General features: G+C 71.9%; 13 protein-coding genes. 8 read left to right on the top strand and 5 right to left on the bottom strand.

The window, feature by feature from the left end; all coding sequences use genetic code 11:
- Positions 1-10: 10 nt before the first annotated feature.
- From Saso_RS25085 to Saso_RS25075, 3 genes are all read right to left on the bottom strand, one after another.
- Positions 11-940 (bottom strand): carbohydrate ABC transporter permease, encoded by a 930-nt coding sequence (locus Saso_RS25085; RefSeq protein WP_189928274.1) that lies wholly within the window; start codon positions 938-940, stop codon positions 11-13.
- A complete protein-coding gene (locus Saso_RS25080; protein ID WP_189928276.1) occupies positions 937-1842 on the bottom strand; it encodes a carbohydrate ABC transporter permease in 906 nt (301 codons plus the stop codon). The genes Saso_RS25085 and Saso_RS25080 overlap by 4 nt, the downstream gene beginning before the upstream one ends.
- A gap of 64 nt (positions 1843-1906) precedes the next feature.
- Positions 1907-3253, bottom strand: a complete 1347-nt coding sequence (locus tag Saso_RS25075; protein WP_189928278.1) for an ABC transporter substrate-binding protein — start codon at positions 3251-3253, stop codon at positions 1907-1909.
- 169 nt (positions 3254-3422) lie between these two features.
- Here Saso_RS25075 and Saso_RS25070 point away from each other — a divergent pair, with 169 nt between their 5' ends.
- From Saso_RS25070 to Saso_RS25045, 6 genes are all read left to right on the top strand, one after another.
- Complete coding sequence (locus Saso_RS25070) at positions 3423-4166, top strand: SDR family NAD(P)-dependent oxidoreductase (protein WP_203833555.1); 744 nt, start codon at positions 3423-3425, stop codon at positions 4164-4166.
- Positions 4167-4236: 70 nt separating this feature from the next.
- On the top strand, positions 4237-4980 hold the full coding sequence (locus Saso_RS25065; protein ID WP_372442487.1) for a FadR/GntR family transcriptional regulator: 744 nt from the start codon (positions 4237-4239) through the stop codon (positions 4978-4980).
- Complete coding sequence (gene dgoD, locus Saso_RS25060; protein WP_189928284.1) at positions 4977-6122, top strand: galactonate dehydratase; 1146 nt, start codon at positions 4977-4979, stop codon at positions 6120-6122. Before Saso_RS25065 ends, dgoD begins: the two co-directional genes overlap by 4 nt.
- A 74-nt stretch (positions 6123-6196) precedes the next feature.
- Positions 6197-6817 (top strand): bifunctional 4-hydroxy-2-oxoglutarate aldolase/2-dehydro-3-deoxy-phosphogluconate aldolase, encoded by a 621-nt coding sequence (locus Saso_RS25055; protein ID WP_189928286.1) that lies wholly within the window; start codon positions 6197-6199, stop codon positions 6815-6817.
- A gap of 50 nt (positions 6818-6867) precedes the next feature.
- Positions 6868-7788: a sugar kinase gene (locus Saso_RS25050; protein ID WP_234485525.1), complete on the top strand. Its 921-nt coding sequence runs from the start codon at positions 6868-6870 to the stop codon at positions 7786-7788.
- Positions 7789-7803: 15 nt separating this feature from the next.
- Positions 7804-8688: an SMP-30/gluconolactonase/LRE family protein gene (locus Saso_RS25045; protein ID WP_189928289.1), complete on the top strand. Its 885-nt coding sequence runs from the start codon at positions 7804-7806 to the stop codon at positions 8686-8688.
- A gap of 75 nt (positions 8689-8763) precedes the next feature.
- Here the strand turns inward: Saso_RS25045 and Saso_RS25040 are convergent, their stop codons facing one another.
- A complete protein-coding gene (locus tag Saso_RS25040; protein WP_189928291.1) occupies positions 8764-9462 on the bottom strand; it encodes a TetR/AcrR family transcriptional regulator in 699 nt (232 codons plus the stop codon).
- Between the two features lie 174 nt (positions 9463-9636).
- On the opposite strand from Saso_RS25040, the gene Saso_RS25035 reads away from it, so the two are divergent.
- Positions 9637-10338, top strand: a complete 702-nt coding sequence (locus Saso_RS25035) for an SDR family NAD(P)-dependent oxidoreductase (RefSeq protein WP_189928293.1) — start codon at positions 9637-9639, stop codon at positions 10336-10338.
- Between the two features lie 140 nt (positions 10339-10478).
- On the opposite strand, the gene Saso_RS25030 is transcribed toward Saso_RS25035, so the two are convergent.
- Positions 10479-12221, bottom strand: coding sequence for a cellulase family glycosylhydrolase (locus Saso_RS25030; protein ID WP_189928295.1), 1743 nt, complete (start codon positions 12219-12221; stop codon positions 10479-10481).
- A gap of 285 nt (positions 12222-12506) precedes the next feature.
- On the opposite strand from Saso_RS25030, the gene Saso_RS25025 reads away from it, so the two are divergent.
- Positions 12507-13568, top strand: a complete 1062-nt coding sequence (locus tag Saso_RS25025) for a LacI family DNA-binding transcriptional regulator (RefSeq protein ID WP_372442486.1) — start codon at positions 12507-12509, stop codon at positions 13566-13568.
- The last annotated feature ends 341 nt before the right edge of the window (positions 13569-13909 follow it).

Genomic DNA, 13909 nt, shown 5'->3' with positions numbered 1-13909 from the left:
GGGGACGGCGTCAGCCCTTGACGCTGCCGTCGGTCAGACCGCTGCGCCAGAAGCGCTGGAGGGCCACCATGGCGATCATCAGCGGGACTACGGAGACGAAGGCGCCTCCCACGGTCAGCTGATAGAGCTGCGGTTGGCGGTCGGCGAAGGACTGCCACGACGTCAGTCCGAGCGTGATGGGGTAGAGCTTGGCGTCGGACAGCATGACCAGCGGCAGGAAGTAGTTGTTCCAGATGCCGACGAACTGGAAGAGGAAGATCGTCACCAGGGCGGGGGTCATGATGCGCAGGGCGACGACCGTGAAGATACGGACCTCTCCCGCGCCGTCGATGCGGGCCGCCTCCAGCACTTCGTCCGGTATGGACGCCGCGGCGTAGATCCGGCACAGGTACACGCCGAAGGGACTGACGAAGCTCGGCAGCAGCACGGCCCAGTAGGTGTTGGCCAGGCCCGCCTTGCTGAACAGCAGGTACATGGGCAGCGCCAGCGCGGTGGCGGGGATCAGGACGCCGCCCAGCACGACGTTGAAGAGCGTGTCGCGGCCGGTGAAGGAGAACTTGGCCAGCGCGTAGCCGCACATCGCGGCCAGCAGCGTCGCCACCCCTGCGCCGACGCCCGCGTACAGGATGCTGTTGGCGGCCCAGCGCAGATAGATCGCGTCGTCGTAGGTGACCACCTGGTGCAGGTTGCTCAGGAACTGGGGGTGGGAGAACCACAGCCCGAAGCTGCCGAACAGATCGCCGGTGGACTTGGTGGACGCCACGACGAGCCAGTACACGGGGAGCAGGAAGTATCCGGCGGCGGCCACGAGCAGGCCGGTGACCAGGATGCGGCTGCGCGTGGTGACCCCGGTGATGCCGCCGCGGGGCGGCGTGCGGTCGTCGGAGGCCGTATTGCCGCCGCTCGGCGGGACGGTGCGGGCCGGTGTCTGGAGACTCACGCGTCCCCGCCTCTCTTGTTGATCAGCCGCAGGAAGCCGAAGGAGAGCACGAACGCGGCGAGGGCGAGCAGCACCGCCTCGGCAGCGGCGAGGTGGTAGTTGTCGTTGGTGAACGCCTCGTTGTAGGCGCTGAGGTTGGGGGTGTAGGCACTGTCGATGCTCGACGAGACGGGCTTGAGCACCAGCGGTTCCGCGAAGAGTTGCAGGGTGCCGATGATGGTGAAGACCGTCGTGAGGATCAGCGCCGGGCGCAGCAGCGGCAGTTTGACGTGCCGCACGGTCGCCCACGCGCCGGCGCCGTCGATGCGGGCGGCCTCGTACAGTTCGGCCGGAATGGTGCGCAACTGGGCGACGAGGACGAGGACGTTGTAGCCGGCGAACTCCCAGGTGACGATGTTCGCGATGGACCACAGGACCGTGTCCCCGCCCAGCAGGTCGACCGAGATCCCCAGGTGGCGCATGCCCTCCACGAGGGGGCTGACGCCCGGGACGTAGAGGAAGCCCCACAGGATGGAGGCGATGACGCCCGGGACGCCGTACGGCAGGAAGTAGGCGGCGCGGAAGAACCGCACGCCTCTGGCCGAGGCGCTGTCCAGCAGCAGTGCGAGCCCGGCGGACAGGGCGACCATCACCGGCACCTGGACGGCCGCGAACAGCAGTACGCGGCCGATGCTGCGCACGAAGGCGTGATCGGACAACGCGTCGGTGTAGTTGCGCAGTCCCACGAAGACGGTTCGGCTGCCGCCGAGCCCCAGGGCTCCGGTGTGCTCGACGTCCATGACGCTCTGGTGGACGGCGTAGCCGATGGGGAGGGCGAAGGTCAGGAGGAACAGCAGGAGGAACGGCGCGACGAAGGCGAAGGGCGCCAGTTTTCTGCGGCGGCGGGGCGCTCGGGTGGGCATCAGGGTTCTTTCTGGAGTCCGGAGGGAGGACCGGCGGTGGCCGCGTCGCGCCCTCCGGAGACGGTCACTTTCCGGTGGAGACCTTCAGGCCCTTCCTCTTCAGGTCCTCGACGGTCTGCTGCTGCGCCTGCTTGACCGCGGAGACGAAGGTCCCCTTGCCGGCCAGCGCCGCCTGGAAGCCGTCGTTGAGGTGCTGGTAGGTGGCGTCGATCGTCGGTATCCACTTCCAGGAGTTGTCGATGCTCTTGTCCGCCTGCGCGAAGACCTCGTTGTACTTCTGGCCGCCGAAAAACGGTGACGGCTTGTCCAGTGAGGACCCCTTGTACCCGTCGGCCGAAGCGGGCCAGCCGTAGCCGCCCTGGAGCAGCAGGTCGACGCTCGCCGGGTCGGTGTTGAGCCATTCGGCGAACTTCAGGGCCTCGGGGATGTGCTTGGCGCCCTTGAGGACGGCCGTGGAGGAACCTCCCCAGTTCGCGGACACGTTCGCGCCCTTCGTCCACTGCGGCATGGGTGCGACCGCCCACTTGCCGGTGGTCCGGGGAGCGTTCCCGCTGATGATCGCGTCGCCCCACTGGGCACTCACCCATGAGGTGATGCCACCGGTCTGGAGGTCCTTGTACCAGCCGTTGGCGAAGTCGGGCTCGGTCTTGATGACCTTCTTGGTGCGCAGGTCGTCCCAGAAGGCGGCGACCTTGAGGGTCTGCGGGGAGTCGATGTTCACCGACCAGGTGTCCCCGTCGACGCCGAACCACTTGGCGCCGGCCTGCCACGCCAGGGCGGTGAACCAGGCGGAGTTGCCGGCGGGGAAGGTGCTGATGTAGGCCTTCGGGTCGGCGTCGTGGATCTTCTGCGCCGCCCGGGCGAACTCGTCCCAGGTCGCGGGCGGCGCGACGCCCCACTTCTCGAAGAGGTCGGCGCGGTAGAACAGGCCCATCGGACCGGACGCCTGGGGGATCGCGTAGACCTCGGAGTCGAAGACCCCCTGCTGCCACTGCCAGTCGACGAACTTCGACTTGTCCTTGTCCGCGCCGTACGGGGACAGGTTCACCAGGCCGTTCTCCAGCAGGAACGAGGGGATCTCCTGGTACTCCACCTGTGCCAGGTCGGGAGCGTTGCCGCTCTTGAGCGCGGCGCGCATCTTCGCGTAGCCGCCGCTGCTGCCCGCCGGGATCTTCTCCAGTTTCACGTGGATGTCCGGGTGGGTGGCGTTCCACTTGTCGACGGCCTTGTCGACACCGGGGACCCAGGACCAGAAGCGCAGGTCGACCTTCTGACCGGGCTTGACGGGTGCCTGGACCGCGGGGTCCTTGGAACCGGTCGAACCCCCGCAGGCGGAGACGGCGAGGGAGACGACGGCAAGGGTGACTGCGAGGGCGCCCCGGCTTCTGCGGCGGGGTGTGGTGCGGCTCATGGGAGGAGGGTCCTTCCTGCTTTCGTGCCAGAGGTGCCTGTGGCATGCCGGTCAGTCTCGGAGCGGCATCGTCACGCCGTCAAGATATATTCATAATTAATTGAAACAGCTATGGTGGGTGCGTAGGCAGTCACGAGGGGAGACACACGCGATGACGGAATGCCGCAGGATGAGCGGACGCGTGGCGGTGATCACCGGCGCCGCCCACGGCATCGGCGCGGCCACGGCTCACCGGCTCGCGGCCGAGGGGGCCCTGGTGGTGGTCACGGACGTGGACGACACCGCCGGCAAGGAGGTCGCGGCGGCCATCACCGGACAGGGAGGCCGCGCGGAGTACGTACGCTGCGACGTGACCTCGGCCGCCGACTGGGAACACCTGGCCCGCCACATCGAGGAACACCACGGCCGGCTGGACGTGCTGCACAGCAACGCCTTCGCCCAACTGAACAAGCCGGCCCACGAGTTGAGCGAGGCCGAATGGGACGGTCAGATGGCCGTCCTGCTCAAGCCGGCCTGGCGCGCGATGAAGACCTTCGCGGCCGTGCTGCGTGAGGCGAAGGGCTCGGTCGTCCTCACCTCCTCGGTGCACGCCGTCATCGGCCTGCCTGGCCACGCCGCCTACGCCGCCGCCAAGGGCGCGCTCTGCGCGCTGGGACGGCAGCTCGCCGTCGAGTACGGTCCGCAGATCCGGGTCAACACGGTGGTGCCCGGACCCATCCTCACCGCCGCCTGGGACGGGATCCCCGAGCCGGAACGGGCCCGCAGCGTCGCGGCCACGGCGGCCGGGCGGTTCGGCCGGCCGGAGGAGGTCGCCGCCGCCGTCGCCTTCCTGGCGTCGGAGGACGCCTCCTATGTGACCGGGGCGAACCTCGTGGTCGATGGAGGATGGAGCGTCATGAAGGAGTCCTCGTGACCGGCGCGCACAGCGGGGTTCACCCCGCGCGGCACGGACGGACAGGACCGACACGGAAACGGAGAACGTGGTGACCCAACCCGGTAGGGGGCTGCACGGCCAGGCGGTGGAGGAACTGGGCCGGCGCATCATCCGCGGCGACTACCCCCCGGGGTCCGTCGTGGACCCGGTCAAGTTCGAGACCGAACTCGGCGTCAGCAAGACCGTCGTGCGGGAGGCGCTGCGCGTCCTCGCGGCCAAGGGCCTCCTCGAATCACGGCAGAAGCGAGGGACGACCATCCGGCCCCGCGCCGACTGGAACCTCCTGGACAGCGACCTGCTGCGCTGGCAGGGCAGCAGTGCTCCCTCCGACGGCTTCCTGGAGGACCTCGCCGAGGTCCGCGCCATAGTGGAACCCGCCGGGGCCCGGCTCGCCGCGGCCCGCCGCACCCCGGCGGACATCGACGCGATGCGGCGGGCCCTGGACGCCATGGGAGCCGCGGGCACCGACGCCGACGCGATGGTCGAGGCGGACCTTGCCTTCCACCGCGCCCTGCTGGACTCCGCGCACAACGAACTCCTCAGCCGGATGGAGGTCGTCATCGAGGCGGGTCTGCGCGTGCGCGACCGGATCGTGCACGGCGCCCGGCACTTCTCCGACTCCATCCCCGTGCACCGGGACCTGCTGGCGGCGGTCGAGGCGGGGGACCCGGACGCGGCGGTGGCCGCCGTCGAGTCCCTCCTCGCGCAGGCGTCCCACGACCTGGCCGCCGTCCAGGCGCAGGAGCAGCACGACGGCCACCCGACCGACGCGATCCCCGAGGAAACCCCTTGAAGATAACCGGACTCGAGACCTTCCTGGTCGCTCCGCGCTGGCTGTTCCTGCGCGTCGCCACCGACGAGGGCGTCACCGGATGGGGCGAACCCGTGATCGAGGGCCGCGCCGAGACCGTCCGCGCGGCGGTCCACGAACTCGCCGACTATCTCGTCGGACGCGACCCGCTGCGTATCGAGGACCACTGGCAGGTGCTCACCAAGGGCGGCTTCTACCGCGGCGGCCCCATCCTCTCCAGCGCCGTCGCGGGCATCGACCAGGCCCTGTGGGACATCGCCGGCAAGACTTACGGCGTCCCCGTGCACCGCCTGCTCGGCGGCCCCGTCCGCGACCGCGTGCGGATGTACGCCTGGATCGGCGGCGACCGTCCCGCCGACGTCGCGGAACTGGCCGAGGAACAGATGAAGGCGGGCTTCACCGCCGTCAAGATGAACGGCTCGGCCGAACTCGCCGCCATCGACACCCCGGCCCGCACCGCCGAGGTCGTCGAACGGGTCGCGGCCGTCCGCGAAGTCCTCGGCGACGAACGGGACGTCGCCGTCGACTTCCACGGCCGGGCCTCCACCGCCATGGCCCGCAGGCTGCTTCCCCTGCTGGAACCGCTGCACCCGCTGTTCGTCGAGGAACCCGTCTCACCGGAACACTCGGGCCACCTGCGCAGCCTGGTGGAGTCCACCGGCGTTCCCCTCGCGACCGGCGAACGCCTCTACTCCCGCTGGGACTTCCGCGAGGTCATGGCCAGCGGCATCGCCGTCGCCCAGCCCGACCTGTCGCACGCCGGCGGCATCTCCGAGGTCCGCCGCATCGCTGCCATGGCCGAGACCTACGACGTCGCCCTGGCCCCGCACTGCCCCCTCGGCCCGATCGCCCTGGCCGCGAGCCTCCAGATCGCCTTCTCCGTACCGAACTTCCTCATCCAGGAACAGAGCATGGGCATCCACTACAACCGGCAGTGCGACCTGCTGGAGTACGTGATGGACCCCGAACCCTTCCGCTTCCAGGACGGACACGCCGTGGCCGGCTCCCGCCCGGGGCTCGGCGTCGACATCGACGAGAAGGCCGTACGCCACGCCGCGCGCACCGGACACCGCTGGCGCAACCCCGTCTGGCGCGGCCCCGACGGCGCCTTCACCGAATGGTGACCGCACCACGCGACCGCGGCACGTCCGGCCCCCGCACCCCCTGCCCGAGCCCTGTCCGAGGAGAACCCGCTCCCATGAACCTGGTGGAATCCCTACGAGCCCACCGCCTGTTGGCGATCGTCCGCGGCAAGGACCCCGCCGCGGCCCTGCGCACCGTACGCACCCTCACCGAGGAGGGCATCGCGGCCGTCGAGGTCTCGCTCACCACCACCGACGCCCTCACGGTGATCAGGCGGGCCCGCGAGGAACTCGGTCCCGGTGCGCTCCTCGGCGCCGGCACCGTACGCTCCGCGGCGGACGCGGCCCGCGCCGTGGACGCCGGTGCGTCCTACCTCGTGACCCCCGCGCTCGTCGACGGGCTCCAGCACTGCGGCGTGCCCGTCCTGATGGGCGCCCTGACCCCGACCGAGATCGAACGCGCCCTCGCCCGGGGCGCCGCCGCGATCAAGCTCTTCCCCGGCGCCCTCGGCGGCCCCGGCTATCTGCGGGCCCTGCGCGACCCCTTCCCCGAGGTGCCTGTCGTGCCCGTGGGCGGAGTCGACGCGCGGGCCGCCCGTGACTACCTGGACCTGGGCGCGCTCGCCGTCGGCGTCGGCTCACCCCTCGTCGGGGACGCGGCCGAGGGCGGGGACCTGGACCTGCTCCGTTCCCGCGCGGCCGAGTTCCGCGCGGTGGCCGCGGGGGAGACCCCGTGACGGCACCCGGCCCGCAGGCGCCGCCCGAGGTGGTGACCTTCGGCGAGACGATGGCGGCCCTGCGCGCGCAGGGCGCGCTGCGCCTCGGCGGCAGCCTCGGTCTGTCCGTGGCGGGAGCCGAGTCCAACGTCGCCATCGGGCTGGCCCGGCTCGGCCACCGGGTGCGCTGGGCCGGCCGGGTCGGCGCGGACGAACTCGGGGCACTGGTCCTGCGCACGCTGCGCGCCGAGGGCGTCGACACCGCTCACGCGGTCACCGACGACACCGGCCGCCCCACCGGACTGCTGCTCACCGAACCCCGGCTGGGCACCCTCACCCGCGTCAGCTACTACCGCGCCGGCTCCGCCGGTTCCGCGGTCCGCCCCGCCGACGTGCTGCCCGCCCTGGCCGCGGGCACCCGCGTCCTGCACCTCACCGGCATCACCCCGGCGCTCGGCCCGTCGGCGGCCGAGGCCGTCTCGGCCGCCGCCACCGCCGCCCGCGAGGCCGGCGTCACCGTGTGCCTCGACGTCAACCACCGCTCGCGGCTGTGGACCGCCGACCGGGCCCGAGCGGCCCTGCGCCCGCTGCTGGCCCGCACCGACCTGCTCGTCGCCTCCGAGGACGAGCTGCCGCTGGTGCTCGAACACCCCGGCGCGGACGAGACGGACGCCGTGCACGAGATCCTGGCCGCGGGGGTCGGCGAGGTGGTCGTCAAGCGCGGCGCGCGCGGCGCGAGCGTGTTCACCGCGGACGGGGTGACCGACCGGGCGGCGCGCGAGGTCGACGCCGTCGATCTGGTCGGCGCGGGGGACGCCTTCGTGGCGGGCTACCTGTCCGGGCTGCTCACCGGTGCGGACACCGGGGCCCGCCTGCACCGGGCCGTCACCACCGCGGCCTTCGCCGTCGCCACCCGCGGCGACTGGGAGGGCCTGCCCACCCGCGACGAACTCGGGCTGTTCGACCAGCCCGACGGCACGACGATCCGCTGACCCGGGAGAGCGAACATGACATCGACGGCAGCCACGGCGGCGGTCCTCGTGGACGGCGGGTACGAACTCGCCGAAGGCGGTCGCTGGGCCGACGGCCGGTACGTGTACGTCGACATCCTCAGCGGCAGGCTCTTCGAACTGCCCGGCACGGTCGGCGCGGTCCCGCGTCAGCTCGCCCGGCTCGACGTGCCGTTGGGCGCCGTGGCGCCGGTGGCCGGTCGGCCGGGCGCGTGGATCGCCGCCGCGGGGACCGGTATCGCGCTGCTCACCGACGACGGCGCACCGCAGTGGCTGGACCGTCCCGAGGACCGCAACCCGGTCCCCAGCCGGATGAACGACGGCGTCGCCGACCCCGCGGGCCGCTTCTGGGCCGGCAGCATGGCCTACGACGCCACCCCCGGCGCCGGCTCCCTGTACCGCACGGACCCCGACGGAACGGTGGTCCGCGTCCTGGACGGTCTGACCATCGCCAACGGCCCGGCGTTCACCGCGGACGGCACGACCATGTACTTCGCCGACACGGCCGTCGGCACCGTGCTGCGCTGCCGGGTCGACCCCGTCTCGGGCGACCTCACCGGCGGCCCGGAGACCTTCGCCCGGCTCGGGGAGGGCGAGGGCGGCCCCGACGGGATGGCCGTGGACGTGGAGGGCTGTCTGTGGGTCGCGCTGTGGGGCGCGGGAGCCGTCCGCCGTTACCACCCCGACGGCCGCGTGCTGGAGACGGTGACCGTGCCCGCCCCGAACCCCACGTCGGTGTGCCTGCGCCCCGACGACCACCGTCTCCTCGTCACCACGGCCAGGTACGGAGTGCAGCGTCCGACGGCGGCCTCCGGCGCGGTGCTCGCGATCCCGGCCCCGGTGCGGGGAACACCCGCCTGCTCCTGGGGCCCCCAGGGCTGACGCCCCGCGGCCGCGCCGCGGGCAGCGGCCTCGGTGCGTGCCGGTGACGGGCCCCGTGCACGAGAGCGGTGACCGTCAGGTGCCTTCGCCCCGCCGGGGCGAGGTGAGGTCCGCCGGACCGGCGCGGCGCATCGCCCGCTCGAGGGCGTCGTGCTCGGGAGAGGCGGGCAGGGACCCGCGGGCGGGGGCCTCCAGGGACTGGATCATCAGGGCGACGACCCGCCGCCAGGCGTCGGGGGCGGCGTCGCCGGTGGCGTTGATGACACCGGCGTTGGCCATGTGGATCAGGACCAGGTCCGAGGGGTCGAAGTCCTCCCGGAGGCGGCCCGCCGCCTTGGCGCGGCCGATGAGTTCCACCATCGCCCCGTACGCCTCGTCGCGGCGCTTCTCCATCGCCGCGGCGGTGGGGAAGGTCATGGTCAGGACGTCGGCGAAGCCGTAGTCGGCCGCCTGCATCGCGCAGGCCGTCTCGAGGTAGCCGACGAACCCCTGCCAGGGGTCGGGGTTCTCCAGGGCGACGGCGACCGCGTCGGCGTACGCGTCCATGCGGTCGGCGAAGACGGCGGCGACCAGCTCCTCCTTGGTGGGGAAGCGCCGGAAGATCGTGGCGATGCCCACGCCCGCCTCACGTGCCACCGAGGCCATGGACGCGTTCAGACCGTCGCGTGCGAACACCCGGCGCGCCGCGGCGACGATCCGCTCCCGGTTGCGCTCGGCGTCGCTGCGCAGGGACGGGGCGGCGGAGCCGTCGGAGTGCGGTGAACCAGGCGTCATACCGGCCATCGTAACAACCGGATCGACCTATCCACTTATGGTGGTACGGTAGCTCCGGAGAAACGGAGAGGCCTTTCCGGATCCGGAAACGGATAGGCCTGTCCATATCGCTTCTCCGTGCGTCCGCACCCCTTCCATCCTTCCTTTCTTCTCCCTTCCTGCGAAAGGACTGCCATGAGCAGCATCGCCATCGTCGGAGCCGGCCCGCAGCTGGGCCTGGCCATCGCCCGCACCTTCGGCGCCCACGGCTACGACGTCGCCCTGATCTCCCGCGACCCGGTCAAGCTGGACGCCCTCGTCGGCAAGCTCGCCGCCGAGGACATCGGCGCCGCCGCCTTCCCCGCGGACGTGCTCGACCGAGCCGGTCTCACCCGCGCGCTCGACGCCGCGTCCGCCAGGTTCGGCGGCATCGACGTCCTGGAGTACTCCCCGGTGGGCTCGTTCGGTGTCACCACCCTGACCGCTCCGGCCGGGACCGAACCGTCCCACGTGGAGTTCGAGATGAACTTCCAGCTGTACGGGGCGCTCGCCGCCACGAAGGCGGTCCTGCCCGCGATGCGGGCGGCCGGTGCGGGCACCCTGCTCTACACCACGGGCGCGGGCTCCCTCCGGCCCGACCCCAGGGTCGCGAACGTGAACGCGGCCGCCGCGGCGCTGCGCAACTGGGCGGTGAACCTGCACGGCGAACTGGCCGGGGACGGCGTCCAGGCGGCCCATGTCGGCATCGACTCCTCGATCGGTGTCTCCGTCGTTCCGGGTGTGGAGGCGGCCCGCCCGGAGCAGATCGCCCCCTTGTACTGGGACCTGCACACCACCAGGCGTGACGAGGCCGAACTCGTCTTCCGCCTCGACGGCACGGGCGCCCCGCGCCCCTGACCTCGCCGGAGGTCCCGTCGGCGGGGCCCCGCCAGACCGTTCGTCGTGGACACCCGACCGCGCCGTGGCATCCCTTTGCCGCGGCGCGGCCCGCGACGGGCGCGCGAGAGGGGCGGGCCCGTCTTCAAGTGGTACGGGCGTCAGGCCCTCGTGCCGGTCACGGTGTCTCCCGACCTGACCACGTGGTACGTCACCGACGTGCCGCTCCAGAAGTGGAAGGTGAGCGTGACCTCGGAGCCGTCCTTCAAGGACTTCACGAAGTCGGGCGTCAGCTTGACGGCGTCATCGGTGTAGGCCGTGAAGGCGGTGTCCCACTGCTGATAGGCGGTCCAGCTCGCCGGGCCCGCGTTGCTCCCGTCGTCGTACCTGGCCTCCATGGTGGCGAGTCTGTCCCCGCGGAACTGCGTCGGGACGGTCAGTCCGGCGGTGTCGCCCGAGGCGTCCGACAGGACCGGGACGTCGTACGAGATGACGTCGATACGCCACGGGACACCCCGGGAGAACCGGGCCTCGATCGTCGCGTCGACCCCGTACGCGCGGTCGCCCGCCAGCTCGGTGAGCGCCTCGGCCGTCAGGGTGAGCCGGTCGCCGGAGACGGTGTAGTCGCGGCCCCGCACCAGGTCACGGGAACCGTGCCGCAGGCCCTGGAAGTCGGTGCCGTTGGCGTTCAGCGTGAGCGTCCGGGCGCCGACCGGAGCCGACCGGGCGAGGAACACCGTGTCACTGGAGGCGGTTCCCGAGCGGGTCGTCCAGCTCGACCTGATCTGGCCGAACAGCTCCGGGTCGCGCCAGCGCAGGGTGCCGCGGTCCAGGAACTGACCGGCGTCCCACAGCATGGTGGTGAGCCTGCGGCTGCGAGCGGCGTCGCCGAGGAACTCGAAGTACTTGCGCACCTCGCCCCGTTCGATGATGCCCGGCCGGTTGTGGTCGTAGGCCAGCAGGGCGTACTCCCCGATGATGACCGGGATGCCGCGCGAGACGAAGGCGGTGTGCACCCGGTCGAACGTGTCGGTGAGGTCCTGCTCCGAGGTGGCGTCGAACCGTGTGTAGCCGGCGATGTTCACACTGAACGGCCACCAGCCGTAGAAGTGGACCGTCGTGGCGATCATCGGATCGTGCAGGGCGACGAGTTCGGCGGCCAGCGCGTCGATCCGGCCGCTGTCGGCGTTGGTGTACAGGGTGGGCAGCACGAGCAGCCGGTTCGCGTTGCGGCCGCCGGATTCGCGGACGATCCCGTGGAACACCCGGTTGAGCTCGGCCAGCAGCCGGTAGTTCTCCTCGTCGCCCGAAGTGCCGCTGAAGGTCGGCTCGTTGACGCTCTCGAACAGCAGCCTCGGCGACTCGTCGCGGAACTCGGCGGCGATCTGGGTCCAGGTGGCGCGGTAGCGGGCGAGCACGGTGTCGTGGTCCGCGGAGAGGGTGTTGACCCACATCCACGAGTCGTGGTGCATGTTCAGCAGGACGTACAGGCCTTCGTCCAGCGCCATGTCGGCGACCCGGCGGACCTTCGCCGTCCAGGCCGGGTCGGTGGCGTAGGCGGGGGCGGCGCCCTGGTGGATGCCCCAGGTGACGGGCAGCCGGATGCTCTTGAACCCCTGGGACCGCACCTTCTTGAACAGCGCTCTGGTCACGGGCGGGTTGCCCCAGGACGTCTCGTCGGGGATGGCGTCGTAGGTGTTCCCGAGGTTCCAGCCGGGCTGCATGGCCGCCACCGTGCTGCGGGCGGCCGGGGCGCTCGGCGGCGGCACGGGCGGATCGTCGGCCCGCGCGGTGGTGGGCAGCAGCGCCAGCAGGACGAACGCCAGGAGCAACGCGGCGGGTCTGGACACGGAACGGGAGGACCGGCGTCGTCCTGGGTGTAACCGGGGCGGTCTCGTCGTCATCGCGTGCACCTTCCGGTCGGGGGCGGCGCGGACCCGGGCGGGTCCCCGCCGGACGCGCCCGGCACATGGTGGTCGGGCCGGCCTGGTCGTGGCCGTGTCATGACCGGGAGCTGAGGAAAGTTTCGTGCCGTGCGGCGGAGAAATTAACACGCGGAAGTGCCCGGGGCCACAGGTCCGACGGCGGGAGATGCCAGAATGGCCGGGGTACACCCACACGACCCGGCTCACCCGACCGTCGCGGCAACCGCGCCCGGAGGGAGCGGTCACACCCTCGGGAAGGCGACCTTGGCGGACAGCGCAGCGGGCGGGCCGGTGGATCCGGCGGACGGCGACGGCAAGGAGCGCGGCGACACGTCCCGGCCGGTGACCATCGCCTACATCGCCGAATCGGCGGGCGTCTCCGTCCCGACCGTGTCCAAGGTGATCAACGGCAAGTCGGGGGTCTCCGCGGACACCCGCGCCCGGGTCGAGGCCCTGGTCAACGAGTACGGCTACCGCAAACCGTCGGGCGCCAACCGGAACAACGTCGTGGAACTCGTGTTCCGCGAACTCGAGCACATGTGGGCGATCGAGATCATCCGCGGCGTGGAGCGGGTGGCCCGCCGGCATCGCGTCGGTCTCATGGTCTCCGAGTTCGGGCTGCACGACACCGGCGAGCCCACCTGGGACGACACCGTGTCCAGGCGCCCCAACTGCGTGCTGTCCGTGGCCCAGCTCTCCGAGGCCGAGCGCGAGCAACTGAGGGCGAAGGGGATCCCGTTCGTCGTCTTCGACCCGGCCACGGAACTGCCCGACGACGTCCCGTTCGTGGGCGCCACCAACTGGTCCGGCGGTCGGGCCGCGACCCGCCACCTCACCGAACTCGGTCACCGGCGCATCGCCATGATCGGCGGCCCCGAGGACCAGCTGTACTGCTGCGCCCGGCTGCACGGGTACCGCTCCGCCCTCCAGGCCGCCGGCCTCCCGGCCGACCCCGCCCTCGTCGTGCACGCCGCGCTCACCCACGAGGACGGGTGCACGGCCGCCAGGGCCCTGCTCGCGCTGCCGGAACGCCCCACCGCGATCTTCGCCGCCAACGACCTCCAGGCGCTGGGCGTCTACCAGGCGGCCCGCGAGGCCGGGCTGCGGATCCCCGACGACCTGAGCGTCGTGGGCTTCGACGACCTGCCGGTCGTGGCCTGGGTCGATCCGCCGCTGACCACCGTCCACCAGCCCCTGACCGAGATGGCCGTGGCCGCCACCGAGCTGGCGCTCACGCTGGGGCGGGGCGAGGCCGCGCCCCAGGTGGGCCTGGAGATCGCGACCACGCTCACGGTCCGGGGCAGCACCGCCCCGCCCAAGGACTGACCCACCGGCGTCCCGGGCCCCGGCACCGGGAGGCCGGGTCAACAGCCCTTCAGCCCGGCGGCCGTTCGGCCCGCAGCCGCCTCGCCCGCGGCCGTTCCGACGGCCGCGGACCGCGTCCTGGCTGCGGGCGGAGCCCGTACCGCGCCGGACGCCCGCACCGGCGCCGGCATCGGCACCAGGTCGGGTGTCGGCCGCACAGGCGGGACAGTCACCATCCCGCCGCGCCGCCGTGCCCTCCGCCCGTTGACCGCCCCGACGCCCCTCGATAACCTCCTCCGGAAACTATCTGCCATGAGTGAACGAAAGTTTCGCAAGCGCGAGGAGGCTGGTGATACTCCGCA

This window comes from Streptomyces asoensis (assembly GCF_016860545.1).
In the GTDB taxonomy this organism is placed as follows: Bacteria; Actinomycetota; Actinomycetes; order Streptomycetales; family Streptomycetaceae; genus Streptomyces; species Streptomyces asoensis.
The sequence above is the reverse complement of the archived record's forward strand: the minus strand, read 5'-3'. Positions and strand labels throughout refer to the sequence as shown.

What these genes read in the sequence shown, in the direction of transcription:
- Saso_RS25080 (WP_189928276.1), bottom strand. Translation starts at nt 1,842, where the DNA reads ATGCCCACCCGAGCGCCCCGCCGCCGCAGAAAACTGGCGCCCTTCGCC.
- Saso_RS25075 (WP_189928278.1), bottom strand. Translation starts at nt 3,253, where the DNA reads ATGAGCCGCACCACACCCCGCCGCAGAAGCCGGGGCGCCCTCGCAGTC.
- Saso_RS25070 (WP_203833555.1), top strand. Translation starts at nt 3,423, where the DNA reads ATGAGCGGACGCGTGGCGGTGATCACCGGCGCCGCCCACGGCATCGGC.
- Saso_RS25055 (WP_189928286.1), top strand. Translation starts at nt 6,197, where the DNA reads ATGAACCTGGTGGAATCCCTACGAGCCCACCGCCTGTTGGCGATCGTC.
- Saso_RS25050 (WP_234485525.1), top strand. Translation starts at nt 6,868, where the DNA reads ATGGCGGCCCTGCGCGCGCAGGGCGCGCTGCGCCTCGGCGGCAGCCTC.
- Saso_RS25045 (WP_189928289.1), top strand. Translation starts at nt 7,804, where the DNA reads ATGACATCGACGGCAGCCACGGCGGCGGTCCTCGTGGACGGCGGGTAC.
- Saso_RS25040 (WP_189928291.1), bottom strand. Translation starts at nt 9,462, where the DNA reads ATGACGCCTGGTTCACCGCACTCCGACGGCTCCGCCGCCCCGTCCCTG.
- Saso_RS25035 (WP_189928293.1), top strand. Translation starts at nt 9,637, where the DNA reads ATGAGCAGCATCGCCATCGTCGGAGCCGGCCCGCAGCTGGGCCTGGCC.
- Saso_RS25030 (WP_189928295.1), bottom strand. Translation starts at nt 12,221, where the DNA reads ATGACGACGAGACCGCCCCGGTTACACCCAGGACGACGCCGGTCCTCC.